Annotated in this window: 19 protein-coding genes; 8 read left to right on the top strand and 11 right to left on the bottom strand. The window is 63.0% G+C overall.

Features of this window, described 5'->3' with window-relative positions:
* Nucleotides 1-52: 52 nt before the first annotated feature.
* Complete coding sequence (locus tag P0M12_RS07770; RefSeq protein WP_003940617.1) at nucleotides 53-1,210, top strand: acyl-CoA dehydrogenase family protein; 1,158 nt, start codon at nucleotides 53-55, stop codon at nucleotides 1,208-1,210.
* A 66-nt stretch (nucleotides 1,211-1,276) separates the two neighbouring features.
* Here the strand turns inward: P0M12_RS07770 and P0M12_RS07765 are convergent, their stop codons facing one another.
* From P0M12_RS07765 to P0M12_RS07755, 3 genes are read right to left on the bottom strand one after another with little or no spacing between them, the layout of a single operon-like run.
* Nucleotides 1,277-2,497 carry a CoA transferase gene (locus P0M12_RS07765; protein WP_277377570.1) on the bottom strand — a complete coding sequence of 407 codons (1,221 nt, stop codon included), beginning with the start codon at nucleotides 2,495-2,497 and terminating at the stop codon, nucleotides 1,277-1,279.
* A gap of 31 nt (nucleotides 2,498-2,528) precedes the next feature.
* Nucleotides 2,529-3,527 carry a MaoC family dehydratase gene (locus P0M12_RS07760; protein WP_277377569.1) on the bottom strand — a complete coding sequence of 333 codons (999 nt, stop codon included), beginning with the start codon at nucleotides 3,525-3,527 and terminating at the stop codon, nucleotides 2,529-2,531.
* On the bottom strand, nucleotides 3,524-4,399 hold the full coding sequence (locus P0M12_RS07755) for a CoA ester lyase (RefSeq protein WP_277377568.1): 876 nt from the start codon (nucleotides 4,397-4,399) through the stop codon (nucleotides 3,524-3,526). Before P0M12_RS07755 ends, P0M12_RS07760 begins: the two co-directional genes overlap by 4 nt.
* 200 nt (nucleotides 4,400-4,599) lie before the next feature.
* On the opposite strand from P0M12_RS07755, the gene P0M12_RS07750 reads away from it, so the two are divergent.
* From P0M12_RS07750 to P0M12_RS07730, 5 genes are all read left to right on the top strand, one after another.
* Nucleotides 4,600-5,751, top strand: coding sequence for an acyl-CoA dehydrogenase family protein (locus P0M12_RS07750; protein ID WP_003940468.1), 1,152 nt, complete (start codon nucleotides 4,600-4,602; stop codon nucleotides 5,749-5,751).
* A 31-nt stretch (nucleotides 5,752-5,782) separates the two neighbouring features.
* Entirely contained in the window at nucleotides 5,783-6,529 is a 747-nt protein-coding gene (locus tag P0M12_RS07745) for a GntR family transcriptional regulator (protein WP_003940169.1), read from the top strand.
* A 67-nt stretch (nucleotides 6,530-6,596) separates the two neighbouring features.
* Nucleotides 6,597-7,049 (top strand): MaoC family dehydratase, encoded by a 453-nt coding sequence (locus P0M12_RS07740; protein WP_277377567.1) that lies wholly within the window; start codon nucleotides 6,597-6,599, stop codon nucleotides 7,047-7,049.
* 40 nt (nucleotides 7,050-7,089) lie between these two features.
* Nucleotides 7,090-8,286: an acetyl-CoA C-acetyltransferase gene (locus P0M12_RS07735; protein ID WP_007729476.1), complete on the top strand. Its 1,197-nt coding sequence runs from the start codon at nucleotides 7,090-7,092 to the stop codon at nucleotides 8,284-8,286.
* A gap of 60 nt (nucleotides 8,287-8,346) precedes the next feature.
* Nucleotides 8,347-8,736 (top strand): metalloregulator ArsR/SmtB family transcription factor, encoded by a 390-nt coding sequence (locus P0M12_RS07730; RefSeq protein ID WP_003940184.1) that lies wholly within the window; start codon nucleotides 8,347-8,349, stop codon nucleotides 8,734-8,736.
* A gap of 7 nt (nucleotides 8,737-8,743) precedes the next feature.
* On the opposite strand, the gene P0M12_RS07725 is transcribed toward P0M12_RS07730, so the two are convergent.
* The 3 genes from P0M12_RS07725 to P0M12_RS07715 form a co-directional block, all read right to left on the bottom strand.
* Nucleotides 8,744-9,241, bottom strand: a complete 498-nt coding sequence (locus P0M12_RS07725) for a hypothetical protein (RefSeq protein WP_058226585.1) — start codon at nucleotides 9,239-9,241, stop codon at nucleotides 8,744-8,746.
* 111 nt (nucleotides 9,242-9,352) lie between these two features.
* A complete protein-coding gene (locus P0M12_RS07720; protein WP_003940212.1) occupies nucleotides 9,353-10,003 on the bottom strand; it encodes a pyridoxamine 5'-phosphate oxidase family protein in 651 nt (216 codons plus the stop codon).
* A gap of 17 nt (nucleotides 10,004-10,020) precedes the next feature.
* The gene (locus tag P0M12_RS07715; protein ID WP_042923994.1) at nucleotides 10,021-10,974 is read right to left on the bottom strand and encodes a DNA-3-methyladenine glycosylase; all 954 of its coding nucleotides are present in this window, start codon (nucleotides 10,972-10,974) and stop codon (nucleotides 10,021-10,023) included.
* A 45-nt stretch (nucleotides 10,975-11,019) separates the two neighbouring features.
* Here P0M12_RS07715 and P0M12_RS07710 point away from each other — a divergent pair, with 45 nt between their 5' ends.
* Nucleotides 11,020-11,571, top strand: a complete 552-nt coding sequence (locus P0M12_RS07710; protein ID WP_054188389.1) for a ribonuclease H — start codon at nucleotides 11,020-11,022, stop codon at nucleotides 11,569-11,571.
* A 5-nt stretch (nucleotides 11,572-11,576) separates the two neighbouring features.
* Here the strand turns inward: P0M12_RS07710 and P0M12_RS07705 are convergent, their stop codons facing one another.
* From P0M12_RS07705 to P0M12_RS07695, 3 genes are all read right to left on the bottom strand, one after another.
* Complete coding sequence (locus P0M12_RS07705) at nucleotides 11,577-12,575, bottom strand: MDR family oxidoreductase (protein ID WP_064074261.1); 999 nt, start codon at nucleotides 12,573-12,575, stop codon at nucleotides 11,577-11,579.
* Nucleotides 12,576-12,655: 80 nt separating this feature from the next.
* Nucleotides 12,656-13,789 carry a 12-oxophytodienoate reductase gene (locus tag P0M12_RS07700; protein WP_050654615.1) on the bottom strand — a complete coding sequence of 378 codons (1,134 nt, stop codon included), beginning with the start codon at nucleotides 13,787-13,789 and terminating at the stop codon, nucleotides 12,656-12,658.
* Nucleotides 13,790-13,793: 4 nt separating this feature from the next.
* The gene (locus P0M12_RS07695) at nucleotides 13,794-14,321 is read right to left on the bottom strand and encodes a nuclear transport factor 2 family protein (protein WP_003939692.1); all 528 of its coding nucleotides are present in this window, start codon (nucleotides 14,319-14,321) and stop codon (nucleotides 13,794-13,796) included.
* A 125-nt stretch (nucleotides 14,322-14,446) separates the two neighbouring features.
* Here P0M12_RS07695 and P0M12_RS07690 point away from each other — a divergent pair, with 125 nt between their 5' ends.
* A complete protein-coding gene (locus P0M12_RS07690) occupies nucleotides 14,447-15,352 on the top strand; it encodes an amidohydrolase family protein (protein WP_172403435.1) in 906 nt (301 codons plus the stop codon).
* Between the two features lie 21 nt (nucleotides 15,353-15,373).
* Here P0M12_RS07690 and P0M12_RS07685 read toward each other — a convergent pair whose 3' ends face one another.
* Together P0M12_RS07685 and P0M12_RS07680 are read right to left on the bottom strand one after the other, a co-directional pair.
* A complete protein-coding gene (locus tag P0M12_RS07685; protein ID WP_007729453.1) occupies nucleotides 15,374-16,117 on the bottom strand; it encodes an SDR family oxidoreductase in 744 nt (247 codons plus the stop codon).
* Between the two features lie 26 nt (nucleotides 16,118-16,143).
* The gene (locus tag P0M12_RS07680; RefSeq protein ID WP_064074262.1) at nucleotides 16,144-17,082 is read right to left on the bottom strand and encodes a 3-oxoacyl-ACP reductase; all 939 of its coding nucleotides are present in this window, start codon (nucleotides 17,080-17,082) and stop codon (nucleotides 16,144-16,146) included.
* Nucleotides 17,083-17,147: the final 65 nt, after the last annotated feature.

Genomic DNA, 17,147 nt, shown 5'->3' with positions numbered 1-17,147 from the left:
GGCAAGGTGAGATCAGGATCACCCTGTCCCCTTGACCGACTGGAGTTCATACATGCAGCGCACCGTGTTCAACGAGGATCACGAGGCATTCCGGGCAACCGTTCGCGATTTCATCGCGAAGGAAGTAACCCCGGTCCACGAGAAGTGGGAAGAGGACGGTCACCCGCCCCGTGACTTCTACCGACGACTCGGAGAGCTGGGCGTACTCGGAATTCAGGTGCCGGAGGAATACGGCGGAGGCGGCGAGAAGTCGCTCAAGTTCAACGTCGTCGTCGCCGAGGAAGTTGCTGCCGCCGGGGCGTCGTTCGGCTCGCAGTCGGTGCATACGAACCTGATCCTGCCCTACCTGCTCGAGTACGCGAACGAAGAACAGAAGAGCCGCTGGTTGCCGGGCTTCGCTTCCGGAGATCTGATGTTCGCGATTGCGATGACCGAACCGGGAACAGGATCGGATCTGGCGAACATCGCGACCACGGCCAAGCTGTCGGAGGACGGTACGCACTACGTGGTCAATGGTTCCAAGACGTTCATCACCGGTGGAGTACTTGCCGACCGCGTCCTGGTGGTGTGCCGTACCGCGCCCAGCACAGCGGAGAACCGGCGCACGGGGTTGTCGATTCTGGTGATCGATACGTCGTCGCCCGGATACTCGGTGGGGCGCAAGATCAACAAGATCGGGCTCAAGACCTCCGACACTGCGGAGCTTTCGTTTGTCGACGTCAAGGTGCCCGTCGAGGACCGACTCGGAGAAGAGGGCGACGGCTTCAGCTATCTGACCCACAACCTGGCTCAGGAGCGGTTGACCATCGCGTTCGGAGCGGCCGCCACTGCCAGTGCAGCGCTTCGCTTTGCCATCGACTACGTCAAGGACCGCAAGGTGTTCGGCAAGCCGGTCGCGGCCTTCCAGAACACCAAATTCGTTCTGGCCGAATGCGCTACCGAGGTTGATGCCATCCAGCTGGTGTCCGACAACGCACTCGAATGTCATGACCGCGGCACTCTGACGATTCCCGACGCAGCGAAGGCGAAACTGTTCTGCACCGAGGCGGCAGGTCGAGTGATCGACAAGTGCCTCCAATTGCACGGCGGGTACGGCTACATCACCGAGTATCCCATCGCGCGTCTTTACGCAGACACGCGTGTCACACGAATCTACGGTGGCACAAGTGAAGTCATGAAGACCATCATCGCGAAGGATCTTGGTCTCTGACGCACTCTCGACATGTTCTCGGCCTCGGAACAAATGTTCCGAGGCCGAAAACATCTTCCGGGTAGGTCAGTTCGCCGGAACCCCGACCACGCCGTCCGCGATCAGCGTCGAGGCGTGATCGGCGTTGGTTCCGAGGATGTCGGCGAGCACCGCGATCGAATCGCCGCCGACCTCGGAGGCGGGTCCGGTACCCAGGTGTGCGCCGTCGAACGAGGCAGGATTGGCGGCAGCCAGGTAGCTTCCGATTCGAGGTTGATCGAGTGCGGAGAACATCGGGTTGTTCTCCAGTTCGCCAGATTTCACCACTTCCTCGAAACTGCGGTACCTCTCGAACAGAACCGACGATGTGTCCAGCGCTGCAGCGATCTCGGCGCCGCTGTGTTCCCGGAACCAATGTGAGAACAGAGCAGTGAGTACCTCTCGATGACGGTAGCGATCCGCTTCGGCGGAGAAGTCGGCTCCGAGTGCAGCTTCGACAGCGTCGACAGCCGCCGTGGTGCCGGTGACCGACGCGAGGTCGCGGAAATGGCGGGTAGTGAGTGCAACGATCATGAACCGTTCGTTGTCGCTGGAGACGAAATCGATTCCGTACGTGCCGTAGACGGCGTTTCCGCCGGACTCGCGACTGCGACCGTTCACTTGTACCTCGGTGAGATAACCGAGGGTTCCCGCGGTGGCCAATGCGACGTCTTCGAGTGGGAGCGTGATCCGAGATCCATGTCCGGTCGAGTCACGTTGGCGCACTGCGGCAGTGATCGACAGGGCGGCGTAGAGCCCGCATGCGACGTCCCAGGCGGGCAGTGCGTGGTTGACAACTCCGGCGTAGTCGGCGGGGCCGGTGATCTGTGGAAATCCCAAGGCGGCGTTGACCGTGTAGTCGACTCCGGGGCTGCCGTCGCGGCGTCCGAGGATCTCGAGGGTGATGACGTCGCTACGCAACTGGGCCAGCGAGTCGTGGCTCATCCACTTACGGCCGCCGGCGTTGGTGACCAGGATTCCGCCGCCAGGTCCCGGCGCCGTGACCAGTCGGCGAATCAGTTCTTGGCCGCGTTCGGCGCGCATGTCCACTGACAGTGACCGTTTGCCTTTGTTGAGTCCGGTCCAGTAGAGGCTCTCGCCCTTGTCTGTGACGGGCCAGCGATTGTAATCGGAGGCACCTCCGATCGGGTCGATCCGGATCACCTCGGCGCCGAGTTGGGAGAGCGTCAGTCCGCACAGCGGCGCGGCGACAAAGCTCGAGACCTCGACGATGCGAAGCCCGGACAGCGGGCCTGGGCTCTGAGTCATATGTGGTCCTCCGTGATAGAAGAGTGTGTGCTCATGCCATCAACACGGTGAAACGCCAGTCGAGAACCGGAGTTTGTGTTGCAGAAGCATTGTGGGAGAACACGAGCGAACGCAGTTGCACTGCGGTTCCGTGTTCGAGGGGCGACGAGTTTTCGACGTGCAGTTCGCTCGTGAGGGTATCGCCCTCGTGAACGGGTCCGGTGTGATCGCACGAGTGCCACCCGAGAACCGTCACCACGTTGGGCAGAGCGCGAGTCGCCTGGGCGAGTGCGATCCCGATGGTGTGGCCGCCGTAGACGAGGCGACCGTGGGCGCCGACGCGATCGTCGTGGTGCGTCGCTGCGATGTTCAAGCTCAGCCGGGCAAGTTCGGGTGCGCTGGAGACGACGTCGCCGCTGCTGTGGAAGACGGAGCCCACCAAATCGGAATCGAAGTGCCTGCCGGGTACCCGCTCTCGATACGTGTCGAGGTCCCAACCGTCAGGTGATACGTACGGAGCCGGTTCGGACGGACCGATCGCCCCGAGGTCGTCGGCGTGGCGAGTTCTCGCCTCGATCGGGTCGGGGCTCAGGGGGAGCATGGCGCAGCGGTAGAAGTCGAGGACCGTGTTGCCGTTCTGATCAGCAGACGTCATCCGTAGCGCGGCAAGTCCGGTGGCGCCGCGTCCCGGCTTGGCCGAGTTCTCGCGTAGACCGACAACCTCGGTGCGCGTGTACAGGGTGTCACCGAGTACCGGGAAACGGTGGAATCGCAGTCCACGGTAGAAGAGGTTCGCCTTGACGTGGTGTGTGACCACGGTTGACTGACCGATGGCGATGTCGGTGACCAGTCCTGGATTCGCCACTGGTGCAGCGGAACCCGTGACGCTCGACGACAGATGTGCGTCGAGAGGCAGGCGCATGCGGTCACCGATGATCGCCTGATGGGAGGCGGCGAGTCCACTGGTCAACGTCACCGCGGGGGCTTCGTCGAAGATCTGACCATGGGTGAGCTCGTCGAAGTACGGGCCTCCCACGTAGTGCTCGCTCATACGGTGACTCCTTCGGCTCGGGCAAGCGTACGACGCGCTGCCACGGCCACAGCTTCGTCGAGCATCTGGCCGTCGAGTTGGGCGGCACCCGAACCCAGGGTTTCGGCTTCTTCGAGTGCGGTCAGTACCCGTCGGGCGTCATTGACGGCGTCGTCCGAAGGAGTGAATGCGGTAGTGGCCGAGTCGATCTGCGCCGGGTGGATGACCCATTTGCCGTCGAACCCGAGAGCGCTGGTCCAGCGCGCGGCGCGGCGGAAAGCGTCGTCGTCGGTGATGCCGAGAAAGGGCCCGTCGATGGCTGCGACGCCGGCTGCGCGGCAGGCGATCAGGATTCTGTCCTGGACGGCAAGCCATTGTTCAGGCAGTGCCGAGCGTGAACGGCCGAGCGCTGCACCGAGATCGGCGTATCCGATGATCGCGGCTTGGAGACGAGGAGTCGCGCGGGCGATGGAGTCGGCATTCTGGACGCCGAGCGGAGTTTCGATCAGGGCTTGCAGGGTGGTGTGGTGCCCACCGGCAGTGAAGAGGATGTGCTCGGCCTCGAGTAGTTCGTCGGCGGACTCGACCTTCGGGACGATCACGCTCGTCAGCGATTCTCCGAGGGCGCCGCAGGCGATCAGGTCGTCGCGGGCCCATGGTGTGGTCAGGCCGTTGATTCGGACCGAGATGGTGCGCGCCCTACCGAACTCGTGCACCAAGGTGCTCACGAGGGTTCGCGCCAGGTCCTTGTTCGCCGAAGTGACGGCATCTTCGAGGTCGAGAATCACCTCGTCTGCGTTCGAGAAGAGTGCTTTGCGTGCCTTGCGCTCGTCTGAACCCGGCGCGACCAGGGACGCGCGACGTCTGGTGGCGCGGTAGTGGTTCTCGTCCATAGTGTGTCGATTACCTCGATCTGGAAATCAAATGTACGGCCAGTTGTGAAGTGGATGAGCTGCCGTGAACGGCGTTGATGTGCAACGAACTGCCTCGATGCTGGCAGTTGCTACGTATCGATGTCAAGGCGCGGTATTGACATTGCGCGAACAATATCGAAATATGGCCGTACAAACTTATTTCAAGTCGAGGCGGATTCATGCTCAAGCTCAACGACGAAGAGACATTCCTGATCGAAACCGTGCGCCGGTTCGTCGACCGAGAGGTCAAGCCCACGGTCCAGGAGGTGGAACACGCGAACGAGTATCCCGAGAAGTGGATCGATCAGATGAAGCAGATCGGGATCTACGGGCTCGCGATTCCCGAGGAGTACGGCGGATCGCCGGTGTCCATGCCCTGTTATGCGCAGGTGACGCAGGAACTGTCACGCGGATGGATGTCCCTGGCGGGGGCGATGGGCGGTCACACGGTGGTCGCGAAACTCATCTCGCTGTTCGGTACCGAAGAGCAGAAGGTGAAGTACCTGCCGCGAATGGCAACCGGCGAGATCCGGGCAACGATGGCCCTCACCGAGCCCGGCGGAGGTTCCGATCTGCAGGCCATGACAACCAACGCCAAGAGCGACGGCACAGATCTGGTCGTCAACGGAGCCAAGACATGGATCACCAATGCCCGCCGATCCGGCGTGATCGCCTTGCTGTGCAAGACCGATCCAAGCGCAAGCCCTCGTCATGCGGGCATCTCGATCGTTCTCGTCGAGCACGGCGAAGGGCTGACCGTCTCCCGCGACCTCCCGAAGCTCGGATACAAGGGCGTCGAGAGTTGTGAACTGTCCTTCGACAATTACCGCATCTCCGAGTCGGCCATTCTGGGCGGTACTCCCGGAAAGGGTTTCGGGCAGATGATGAAGGGGCTCGAGACCGGCCGTATCCAGGTGGCTTGCCGCGCACTGGGCGTCGCCACGGCCGCACTCGAGGATTCACTTGCCTACGCGCAGCAGCGCGAGAGCTTCGGCCAGCCGATCTGGAAGCACCAGTCGATCGGCAATTACCTCGCCGACATGGCAACGAAGCTGACGGCCGCACGGCAGCTGACGTGGCACGCGGCGCAGATGTACGACAGTGGGGAGCGGTGCGACATGGAGGCGGGCATGGCCAAGCTGTACGCCTCCGAGGTGGCGATGGAAATCGCGTTGTCCGCCGTCCGCATCCACGGCGGTTACGGCTACTCGACGGAGTACGACGTCGAGCGGTATTTCCGTGATGCACCACTGATGATCGTCGGGGAGGGAACCAACGAAATTCAGCGCAACGTGATCGTTTCGCAGCTGGTTGCCCGCGGCGGTCTGTGACGGATCGGTGAGCAAGTAGGATCATGTCGCTATGAGCGGTAAGGAAAGAGAGACGGAGCCGGCGTACCAACGCCTCTCTCGTGAGCTTCGTCAGCAGATCTCTGCCGGTACCTACCGCGACGGCATTCAACTGCCCACCGAATCCGAACTGGCGCAGCATCACGGCGTGAGTCGGCAGACGGTCCGCCGAGCCTTTCACGATCTGGTTGCCGAGGGCATCGTGTACCGAGTACCCGGGCGCGGAACGTTCGTGACCGAGAACAGCGGCCGCTATCTCCGTCATCTCGGATCCATCGAAGATCTCATGAACCTTTCGCGGGACACGACGATGGAAGTTGTGTCACCGCTGCAACGGCGCGTGGACATCGAGGCGGCCAGTCGGCTTCGGCTCGACACCGACGTCGTGTACACCGTGGTCTTCCGGCGGATACACGAGGGAGTTCCGTTCGTGCAGACGACGGCGCATCTGCCGGAGGCGATCGCGCGGCAGATCATCGACCTGCCCGCCATGGCGGCCGGTGCGGTGAGCGCCAATACGGTGATCGGCTTGCTGGAACCGCTGATCGACAGTCCGATTGTCGAAGCAGCACAATCGATCACGGTGTCCCCGGCCACGGCGGACGTTGCCAGGGACGTCGATTGCGAAATCGGCCACGCCATGTTGCGGGTGGACCGTTTGTACTCCAACGCGCAGGGCGTTGCCAACGAGTTGTCGGTGAGCTATTTCTTGCCGGAGCAGTACACGTATCGGGTCACGCTGCGCCGCGGCGCACATTGACGCTGCGCCGCGGCGCACATTAGCGCTGCACTTTTCTTTGCTGTTCAACACCTTTCAGGAGAGAACTATGCGAATTTTCAACGGAATCGACGAAGTAGAGACGGCTGTCGGTGAGCACTTGGGCTACAGCGCGTGGTTCCCGGTCACACAGGATCGGATCGACAAGTTCGCCGACGCCACCGAGGATCACCAGTGGATTCACGTGGATCCCGAGCGCGCAGCGCAGGGTCCGTACGGCGGCACCATCGCCCACGGCTATCTGACTCTTTCGTTGTTGCCGGTGCTCGGCGCTGAGGTGATGCGTGTCGACGGAATCTCCATGACCGTGAACTACGGAAGCAACAAGGTGCGATTCCCCGAACCGGTCAAGGTCGGTTCTTCGGTGCGGGCAGGTGCGGAGATTCTTTCCTTCGAGCGCACCGCGAAGGGCGCGACGATAGTCGTGCGGTACACGATCGAAATCGAAGGAGCGGGTAAACCTGCGCTGGTAGCGGATACCGTGCGCCTGTTGGTCTCCTGAATCCTTTTCCATTCTTCCAGAACGAGATTCGAGGTCAGTTGTGAAACGAGCAGCATTGGTCGCGCCGGTCAGAACCGCGGTGGGCCGTTTCGGAGGGGCACTTCGGGACGTGCCTGCGGAAAGTTTGGCTGCCACCGTCGTCAAGGAGACCGTGCGTCGTAGCGGAATCGATCCGTCCCGCATCGACGACGTCGCGATGGGGCAGTCGTATGCCAATTCGGAGGCACCGTGCATCGGAAGGTGGGCGGCGCTCGAGGCCGGGTTGCCGATTTCGGTAGCCGGCTTCCAGACGGATCGCCGATGTGGAACGGGTCTGCAGGCCATCGTTACCGCAGCCATGATGGTCCAGACGGGTGCGGCCGACGTGGTTCTCGCGGGCGGCGTCGAATCGATGAGCGGGATCGAGCACTACACCACCGGGGCGCGGTGGGGCACCAGATCCGGTGGGCTGCAACTGTTCGACCGCCTCGATCGTGGCCGCGAGCGCTCGCAACCCGAGTGGCGATTCGGTCGGATCAGCGGAATGATCGAAACGGCCGAGAACGTCGCGACACGCTGCGGGATCACGCGGGAAGAGTCGGACGCCTTCGCCGTCGACAGTCACCGAAAGGCAACACTGGCAAGAGAATCCGGCCGATTCGATGCCGAAATCGTCGCCGTCGAACAGACGGATAGAAAAGGGAACGTCACACAGTTTCGTGCTGACGAGGGGATCCGTCCGGATACCTCACTCGAAACCCTGGCACGGCTGCGTGCGGTGACCGAGGGAGGCGTCGTGACCGCCGGTAACGCCAGCCAACAGAATGACGCTGCGGCAGCGATGTTGGTGGTCGCCGAGGATCGTCTGGACGAGCTGGGGCTGGAACCCATCGGGTTCCTCGACAGCTGGGCCGCGGCCGGTTGTGAACCGGCGCTGATGGGCCTCGGGCCGGTTGCCGCCGTCTCGAAACTGTTTGCTCGCACCGGGGCAGGCTTTGCCGATTTCGATCTGGTCGAGCTGAACGAGGCGTTTGCGTGCCAGGTTCTCGGCGTCGTGAAGGAATGGGGATTCGAGGACCTCGATCGCCTGAACGTCAACGGTTCCGGCATCTCGCTCGGGCATCCTGTGGGAGCGACGGGCGCGCGTATGGCAACAACCGCGCTTCACGAACTCGGCCGACGCGGCGGCGGAAAAGCGCTGTTGACCATGTGTATCGGCGGTGGCCAGGGTATGGCGGCCGTGGTGGAGTCTGCCTGACGAGGTTCGCTTCTGGGTACACTTGCGGCGGGGGATCGGAAGTTCTACGGAGGCAGTCGGTTGACGAATGCAGGCGCAGCAGACACCAGTGGCGCGCTGAGCGTCGAGGATGTTCGTCGCGCCAGGGCCGCACTCGAGGGGCTCGATGTCACCAGTTGGTCCGGTCGCTTCGAGCTTCTCTCCGACACCAACCGTCTGCGTCTGTTGCTCTGCCTTCATCACGCACCGGGTATCTGCGTCACGGATCTGTCCGTGGCACTGGGGATGAGCGGCACAGCCGTCTCACATGCGCTGCGGCTACTGCGTAGCCAGGGGTGGGTGAGCGCGACCCGCGACGGCCGATCGATGCGATACCAACTGGCGGACGACACCGTTCACCAGCTGCTGCATTCGATCGGCGCCACACATTTTCACGACGAGACACCCACCCCCGGGCACACGCACAGCTGAGCGCTACTCAAGGAGTCGCGAAGAACTTCTCGACGGCCGGCGCAGCGTTCGGGTTTCCGTTGGTGATTCCTGCGCCGACTCCGGCAACCGTGCCGATGACTCCACCGACGATGCAGCCGGCGATGAAGTTCGGGAAGATCGACAGGCAGCCGATTCCGACGCCGAGGTTGGCTCCGATCAGGGTCGACTGCAGACCACCGTTGTTCCAGCCGATATTGACCTCGTTGGCCATCGTGTCGAACGCGGCCTGCTTCGGATCGTTACCGGGGAAGAGCATCAACGCCGCCTGGCTGTTCGACTCTGCGGTCGGTGTCAGTAGGGGTTGGGACGGATCGAAGCCCGCATTCGGGGGCGCTGCGACCGCGGTGCCGGCTCCGGTGCCGACTGCGGCGACGACGAGTACGGACATGGTGAGAGTTCGGGACAGTTTCATGGGGACGGCCAATCTGTCTGTGTGGAACCAGTCGTGAATGGTGGCGGTGCAGTTCGTTAACCAGAACTCCACCGTCTGGATCGATCGTGCGGACCTCCTCGGGCACAACGGGACCCGTCGTCTCCGCGCGACGGGCCGTGTTTGGTGGCTACCCGACTCCGAGTGCCCTGAAACCGCCTAGTCTCATTCGTTTTTCGACAACCGCGCACGCAATTCTTCGACCTCGGCAGTAAGCCGATCTACCTCGGCTTGCAGGGGTTGGCGTGCCAGAGCGAGGGATTCGTCCATGCGCTCCTTGTCGAAGCGTGGCGTGATGTTTCGACTGCAGTTCCAGTCGAACGCTTCGACGTCGATGACGATGGAACGCTGGGCTTTTGCCGTCATGGTGCCGCCGGGGACTTGCAAGAGCTGTTGCAGTAGTGCAGGGTCCTCGTCCGCTTCGATCACCTGCGCGCGCCCGTAGATCTTCAATCTCGTTCGCGTCGGGTAATCGATGACGAACAGCGAGATGCGATTGTTCTCTTCCAGATTGCCGAGCGTCACGAATTGCTGATTGCCGGGGAGATCGGCGAATCCGATTCGATTCGGGCCCAACACATGCAGGAATCCGCGCGGGCCGCCGCGATGTTGGACGTACGGCCAACCGTCGGGCGTCACCGTGGACATGAAGAAGGAATCCACGGATTTCACGAATCCCTGCGCGCGGAAATCGAATTCCATCGGGCCTTCGTCGGGCTGATCGAGTTTCGAACCGTACACGGTGAAACTTCCGGTCGACCGCTGACGCTCCACCGCAGCGGGGGAGAAGGCGATGTGTGCGTATCGGGTCGACATTTTCCAACTCCTGATGCTCAGTGCCAACGGTGGTCGGCAACGGCAGTTCGCGGACCGAACTTGGGTTTGACGGCTTGCCCGCTGACCTGCAGGAGCCTCACGGCGCGGTATCGATGCGGTTGAAGGGGAGCGAGGTACTGCACCATCTCGGCGTCGTCGATCGGTTCACCCAGCAGTGACCACCCGACGACGGCAGCGAGGTGGTAGTCGCCGACCGAGAGTGCATCTGAATCGCCGAATGCACGCTGAGCCACTTCGGCGGCAGTCCAGATCCCGACGCCGGGTACCGCTCGCAACCGTTTGGTCGCCTCGGTTCTGGGGAACGTGGATGCCTGCTCGAGGCGGTCGGCGACGCGAGCGCACTGAACGATCGTCTTGGACCTCGCTGGATCGACGTTCGCGCGATGGAATTCCCATGACGGCATTCGACGCCATTGGTCCGCGGTGAGTGGAACTCGCATTCCGTCGGGCGCAGGGCCGGGTGGGCGCTCCCCGAACTTGGTCAGCAGGCGGCGCCACGCGGCGAATGCGTCGATGCCGTGGACTCGTTGCTCGAGGATCGCGGGAACGAGAGCTTCCATGACGCGGCCGGTGCGGCCGATGCGCAGATGAGGGAAGCGTCGATGAGCTTCGGCGAGCTTGGGATGTTCGGGGGCAAAATCTTCGGCTTCGTCGTCGAGACCGAGCAGCGCTTCGGCGCCGTTCAGGAATTCCGTGGCGCCGGGACCCCAGGCCTGTACCCGGACCGTATGGCGATCCGACTGGGTGATGCGGTAGGTCACAGGACCCGAAAGTTGGCGGGAAACTCGCCAGATCGCTCCGTCGGCTGACCGTCGATGTGCGGGGTCGCCGGGTCCGCGCTGATGCGGGCTGAGCGTCAGCGCGGCATCGAGTGGTCGCTGAGAAGTCACCGTGACTTCGTCGACCGGAGATAGCGGCGTCATCGAGGTCAGCGTATCGCCACCGTCCATCCTCCGTTAAGGCGTGTGTCGGTGGCGCAACGTATTGTCCGAGCCATGATCATCGTGAGCACCGACGGATCCTGTCTGCGAAACCCCGGTGGGGCTATCGGCTGGGCGTGGGTCAATCACGAGGGTCCGAGCATGTCCGGCGGAGAAGCGTCCGGCACCAACCAGATTGCAGAGTTGCGTGCTCTGTTCGAGGCCGTCGTCGCCCATCCCGGTGCTGATCCTCTACTCATCGAATCCGACTCGCAGTACGCCATCAAGTGCGCTTCCGAATGGTTGCCCAGTTGGAAGCGCAAGGGCTGGAAGACCGCGAGCGGCGGGGCGGTCAAGAACCTCGAACTGGTGCAGAGTATCGATCGAGCCATCACCGATCGAGTCGGTCCGGTGCGCTTTCGCTGGGTGCGCGGGCACGTCGGCAACCACTACAACGAAATGGCAGACAAGCTGGCCGGCGAAGCCGCACGCGCCATCGTCTCGGGGGACATCGCATCGGTCCCGCTTGCTGCCCCGGTGAAGAAGGAACCGACCGCCGTGAACTCTCCTTACAAGGAGAAGTCCACGACGGTCGAAGAACCGGCAGATCTGTTCACACTTTTCTGAGCGGTTCAGAATCCGTCGGCAACCTGAACCAGCGCCCGGCCGGTGTACTTGCCTTCGCGTACCTGATCGATCACCGAGACGACGTCGCGGACGGCAACGAGGTTCGTGATCTCCTTCAGATGACGTGGGGCCAAGTCGGAGCCCAGCCGGGTCCACAGCGCGCGACGGGGTTCGATCGGCATCAATACCGAGTCCATGCCCAGCAGTGAGACTCCGCGGAGAATGAACGGCAGCACGGTCGTAGGCAGCGCGGCGCCGCCGGTCAATCCGCTGGCAGCGACAACACCGCCGTAGTTGATCGTGCTCAGAACGTGAGCGAGGGTCTTTCCACCGACGCAGTCGACGGCCGCCGCCCACTGAGATTTTCCGAGCGGGCGAGGCTTGGCGTCGGGATCCTCGGGGAGCCGGCCGATCACCGAAGACGCACCGAGTGACGTCAGAAGGTCTGCCGCGCCGGGCTTACCGCTGGAGGCGACCACGTCGAAGCCTGCGCTTGCCAGAAGGTCGACGCTGACGGTGCCGACGCCGCCGCTCGCGCCAGTCACCAGGACGGGACCGTCGGCTGGCTTCACTCCGCTGGCCAGAATGGCTTGGACGCTCATGGCTGCGGTGAATCCTGCCGTGCCGATCGCGGCAGCGTCGGCGGTGGAAATGCCGTCGAGCTTCACGACCCACTCGGCAGGCAAACGGGCGATCTCGGCGTAGCCGCCGTTGCGGGCGGTCCCGATCTCGTAGCCATGTGCGACGACCTTGTCTCCCGGGGCGAATGCGTCGGACTCGGAGGCAATGACCTCGCCGGCGACGTCGATGCCGGGGACGATCGGGTACTCGCGAACCACCCCGCCTTTCGGCGTGACCGCGAGCGCGTCCTTGTAGTTGACGCTCGAGTACTCGACGCGAATGGTGACCTCACCTGCCGGGAGGAAGGATTCGTCGACGGTTTCGGGGGCGAAGTCGATGGTGCCGTCGCTGTCGCGGGCGACCCAGGCGTTGAAAGTAGTCATGGGTCGAACATAAAGGCCTTCGGCCCTGTGCGCCTTTTTGGTAGTGCGAACTACCCGAAAGGCGCACAGGGGCGGAGCCCCTAGATCAAGCTGCCCTCATGCACCGCTCGATCGAACGCCGGTAGCGGGCCACCGGCGCGCAGGGTAGTTGCCAATGCAGGATCGGCGAGATGGAGACGGCCGATCGCGATCAGATCGAACTCTCCGCTGCCGATGCGCTCCTCGAGCTGTGGGATGTTGTCGACTACAGGTGCGACGCCTTCGATGCGGCTGTCCCGCAGCGACTTTCCGATACCGACGCTGCCGACGGCCATCGTGACGGCGCCGGTCAGCTTCTTCGCCCAACCCGCCAACGAGAGATCGCTGCCTTCGAAGGCCGGCACGTCGAAACGCCTGATGCTGGCGTCGAGAACGTCGACTCCGGCGTCGACCAGCGCGCCCAGGATGACGCCCAACTCTTCGGGGGTTTCCGCGATCTTCGCGGTGAAATCCTGCTGCTTGTGCTGTGAGAAACGGTAGATGATCGGCAGATCCGGTCCGATGGCCGCGCGGATCGCGGCGACGACGGCGGCCGGGAACCTGGTACGACGCTCCAGGTCGCCTCCCCACGCGTCGTCGCGCTGGTTGGTGCCCTCCCAGAAGAAGGAATCGAGGAGGTAGCCGTGACCGCCGTGGATCGCGATGCCGTCGAAGCCGAGTTCGACGGCGTGCTTCGCGCTACGGACGTACGCGTCGATGACGTCCTGGATGTCCTGCTCGGTCATCGCTTCGGTGCTGGCCTGTGCGCGTTCGACGTAGGCAGCGGAGTACGAGGTGACGCCGAGCGGGCCCCACTCGCCTGAGGGGCGCATCGGCTTGAGTGAGGGGTCCATCTGCGTCATCGCGCCCCACAAAGGTCCGACGTGCCAGAGCTGAGGCACGATCTTGCCGCCCGCAGCGTGCACGTCGTCGACTACCTTCCGCCATCCGGCCTGAGCAGCGGGAGTGTGGAGGTTGGGGACGTTGGCGTGGTCGACAGCAGTCTCGTGATCGATCGCGACGCCTTCGGTGACGATCAGTCCGGTGCCGCCCTCAGCTCGTCGGCGGTAGTACTCGGCGACGTCCCGGCCGGGCACGCCCTCGATGGAGTACGTGCGCGTCATCGGCGACATGACTATGCGGTTGGACAATTCGAGCGAACGGATACGGAGCGGTTGGAACAGCGGGTTGGTCACTTCGTCACAGCGCTTTCATGAATCGGAAGAATCCGGGGTCCTGGTCGACACGGAGCCGGGTGAGGGTTCGGTAGCTGATCAGCCACTTGCCGTCTTCTTTGCGGTATTTCTCGTGGTAGTGGCCGTAGCCGTGCAGGTGTAGTTCTTTCTCGCCGTCGTTCCACCACAGCATGTCTTCCATCGCCCAGATACCGGTTGCGGTGGTGGGTGACGTCAGCACGATTTCGGGAGTGTGTGCGTGGTGCGCCGTGGTGAGGGGGATGTCGCCGTCGAGCATGTTCCGAATTGCCGCGGTGAGTTTGTCGATGCCCACTACCTGGTTCGAGGTGTCACCGGTCTTGGGTTGCTTGTCTGTCGGGAGTCCGCCCCACGTCTCGCTGACGACGTCTGCGGTGTGCAGGGTTGGGTAGACGTGCCACTGCTTGGTGTCCATGCAGCGTAGGCGCGCGGCGAACACACGCTTGATTTCCTCGATTGCGAGCAGTTCCTCGACTGCACTGATCGATCCCACTTCGGACTCGGCCTGAGACATTCAACCTCCAACGGTGATCGGCAAGATGGGTTCACATTCGGGTGCTCAGTGCGGGCCGTCAACGACCTGTCCCGGTGAGCGCGACGGCACTCGGTATGGTCGAGCGAACGAAAGGGGTGTCAGACGTGTGTACCGAAGAGGTCCCATCGACCGGACCGGAGGAGATCGCCGAGGTTCGGGCTTTTTGGCGCGAGTTGGGTGTTCCTGGCGTGATCGACGTCCACACCCATTTCATGCCGAAGAGCGTTATGGACAAGGTGTGGGGCTACTTCGATTCGGCGGGACCGATGATCGGTCGACCATGGCCCATCGCCTACCGACTTGCCGAGGAGGAGCGGGTACACCGTCTCCGCGAGTTCGGTGTCCGGGCTTTCACGTCGATGATCTACCCGCACAAGCACGCGATGGCCGAGTGGCTCAATCAGTGGGCCGTCGAATTTGCCGCGCAAACGCCCGATTGCCTGCACACGGCCACGTTCTATCCCGAGGAGTCGGCGGCGTCGTACGTCGGAAAGGCCCTGGATTCGGGCGCGCGAATCTTCAAGTCCCACATCCAGGTCGGAAACTACGACCCGAACGACCCTCTGCTCGACAAGGTCTGGGGTCAGCTCGAGGACTCCGAGACGCCCATCGTGATCCATTGTGGATCGGGACCGGCGCCGGGGGAGTACACGGGACCTGATCGCATTGCTTCGCTGCTCGCACGGTACCCGCGCCTGTCGTTGATCGTCGCCCACATGGGGATGCCCGAGTACAGCGAATTCCTCGATCTGGCAGAGGCTTACGGCAATGTCCGCCTGGATACGACCATGGCGTTCACCGACTTCACGGAAGAGCAGTGTGCCTTCCCGAAGGCGGACGTATCACGGCTCGTCGACATGCAGGACCGGATTCTGTTCGGTAGCGACTTCCCGAACATTCCGTACCCGTATCTCACAGCCTTGCAAGCGGTTACGCGCTTCGATCTCGGAGACGAATGGCTGCGAGCCGTCGTGCACGACAACGCTGCCAAGCTCTTCTCGGTGAGCTGAGCCCACCGAGAAGTATTTCGCTCATCGCAATTTGATGCTGCCGCCGTCGGCCATCAACGTCTGTCCGGTCATGTACTTGGAATCCTCGCTCGCCAGGAACACCACGACGGGAGCGATGTCGGTTTCGGGATCACCGATGCGTCCGAGGGGCACCTTGGCAACCGATGCGGCTGCGCGCTCAGGGAAGGCTTCCTGCCACTTGACGACGCCTTCGGTGGCGGCGAACGGGCAGACCACGTTGACCCGAATGCCTTCCGGCGCCCACTCGTTGGCGACGACGCGCGTCAGGCCTCGCACAGCTTCCTTGGCCGCAGCGTAGGACGTCTGGGTGGGCATTCCGTCCAAACCTGAACCCGATGCGAAGTTGACGACCGAACCCTTGGTCTTCGCGAGTTCGTCGTGGCACGCCTGCATGAGGTGGACAACGGGGTAGAAACCGGTGTTGAAGGACAGGTCGAACATGTCCTGCGTGGTTTCGAGCAACGGAGCCTGACGGGACGCGTGAGCGTTGTTCACCAGGATGTCGAGCTTGCCGAAAGCCTCGAGCGCGGCGTCACGGATCTGCTCGGCCGAACCGGCGGCAGCAAGGTCGACGTTCAGGAACTTGCCGGAGCCGGCCAGTTCTTGTTCGAGGGCCTGGCCCTGCTCGTCGTTGATGTCGACGAACAGGACCTTCGCGCCTTCACGGGCGAAGACTCGGGTGACAGCACGACCGATTCCACCGGCGCCGCCGGTGACGATCGCTACCTTGCCGTTCAACCTCATGAAACGCTCCTCTTCGTAAGTGCTGCTCAAACTGTTGCGGTCTCGTCGACTGCAAGTGCGATCTTTTCGAGGCCGGCGATGCTGTAGGCGGCGTAGGTCTCGTACGGCCCACGGCCGGAGAAGTAAGACGAGAGCTGGCCACCGAGTTCTTCGACGGTGAACGCGGATCCGGCTGCGTCGAAACGGTTCTCGACTTTGGGTGCTTCCATCAACGCCACCATCTTGCCGTAGACGACGAAGACCTGTCCGTTGATCTCGTCGGAATCGGGGGATGCGAGGTAGCTGACGAGGGTCGCGACGCGCTCGGGTGCAAGCGGATCGAGGCCGACGACGCCGGTGTTGTTCTCGCCGAAGGCTTCTGCCGTCATGGCGGTGCGGGCACGGGGGCAGATCGCGTTGGTGCGGACGCCGTAGCGGGAGAGACCTGCTGCGCTCGAGAGCGTCAGCGCGGTGATACCGGCCTTGGCTGCCGAGTAGTTGGGCTGCCCGGCGCTGCCGAAGAGGAAAGCCTCGGAAGAGGTGTTGATGATGCGGCCATAGACCGGTGCGTCGGCTGCCTTGCTGGCTGCGCGCCAGTGGACTGCGGCTGCGTGCGAGGTGGCCGCGTGGCCCTTGAGGTGCACGCGGATGACGTCGTCCCAATCGGATTCGGTCAGGTTGAAGATCATCTTGTCGCGCAGGATGCCTGCATTGTTGACGAGGATGTCGAATGATCCGAAGTTCTTGACGGCCTCTTCGATGATGCGCCCGCCGAGTGACCAGTCGGAGACGTCGCCGGTGATGGCGAGTGCCTGTCCACCTGCGGCCTTGATCTCGTCGACCACGTCGTTGGCCGCTGTACCCATGTCGTTGACGATGACGGCTGCACCGGCAGCCGCGAGTCCGAGTGCTTCGGCGCGACCCAGGCCGGCGCCGGCGCCGGTGACGGCGGCAACTTTGCCTTCCAAGCTCAGTGATTGCGTCATGTCGTGCTCCTTCGATCCGGTCTGGCGGGTAGGTATAGCAAAATTAGTATTCATTCTAATTTGAA

This window comes from Rhodococcus sp. RCBS9, from assembly GCF_029457415.1.
Lineage (GTDB): Bacteria > Actinomycetota > Actinomycetes > Mycobacteriales > Mycobacteriaceae > Rhodococcus_F > Rhodococcus_F qingshengii.
The sequence above is the reverse complement of the archived record's forward strand: the minus strand, read 5'-3'. Positions and strand labels throughout refer to the sequence as shown.

Bases quoted from the DNA above. Each gene is read 5' to 3' on its own strand.
- P0M12_RS07695 (WP_003939692.1), bottom strand. From the start codon at position 14,321: ATGTCTCAGGCCGAGTCCGAAGTGGGATCGATCAGTGCAGTCGAGGAA.
- P0M12_RS07715 (WP_042923994.1), bottom strand. From the start codon at position 10,974: ATGGACGGTGGCGATACGCTGACCTCGATGACGCCGCTATCTCCGGTC.
- P0M12_RS07710 (WP_054188389.1), top strand. From the start codon at position 11,020: ATGATCATCGTGAGCACCGACGGATCCTGTCTGCGAAACCCCGGTGGG.
- P0M12_RS07705 (WP_064074261.1), bottom strand. From the start codon at position 12,575: ATGACTACTTTCAACGCCTGGGTCGCCCGCGACAGCGACGGCACCATC.
- P0M12_RS07770 (WP_003940617.1), top strand. From the start codon at position 53: ATGCAGCGCACCGTGTTCAACGAGGATCACGAGGCATTCCGGGCAACC.
- P0M12_RS07685 (WP_007729453.1), bottom strand. From the start codon at position 16,117: ATGAGGTTGAACGGCAAGGTAGCGATCGTCACCGGCGGCGCCGGTGGA.
- P0M12_RS07750 (WP_003940468.1), top strand. From the start codon at position 4,600: ATGCTCAAGCTCAACGACGAAGAGACATTCCTGATCGAAACCGTGCGC.
- P0M12_RS07760 (WP_277377569.1), bottom strand. From the start codon at position 3,527: ATGAGCGAGCACTACGTGGGAGGCCCGTACTTCGACGAGCTCACCCAT.
- P0M12_RS07765 (WP_277377570.1), bottom strand. From the start codon at position 2,497: ATGACTCAGAGCCCAGGCCCGCTGTCCGGGCTTCGCATCGTCGAGGTC.
- P0M12_RS07745 (WP_003940169.1), top strand. From the start codon at position 5,783: ATGAGCGGTAAGGAAAGAGAGACGGAGCCGGCGTACCAACGCCTCTCT.
- P0M12_RS07720 (WP_003940212.1), bottom strand. From the start codon at position 10,003: ATGTCGACCCGATACGCACACATCGCCTTCTCCCCCGCTGCGGTGGAG.
- P0M12_RS07755 (WP_277377568.1), bottom strand. From the start codon at position 4,399: ATGGACGAGAACCACTACCGCGCCACCAGACGTCGCGCGTCCCTGGTC.
- P0M12_RS07680 (WP_064074262.1), bottom strand. From the start codon at position 17,082: ATGACGCAATCACTGAGCTTGGAAGGCAAAGTTGCCGCCGTCACCGGC.
- P0M12_RS07740 (WP_277377567.1), top strand. From the start codon at position 6,597: ATGCGAATTTTCAACGGAATCGACGAAGTAGAGACGGCTGTCGGTGAG.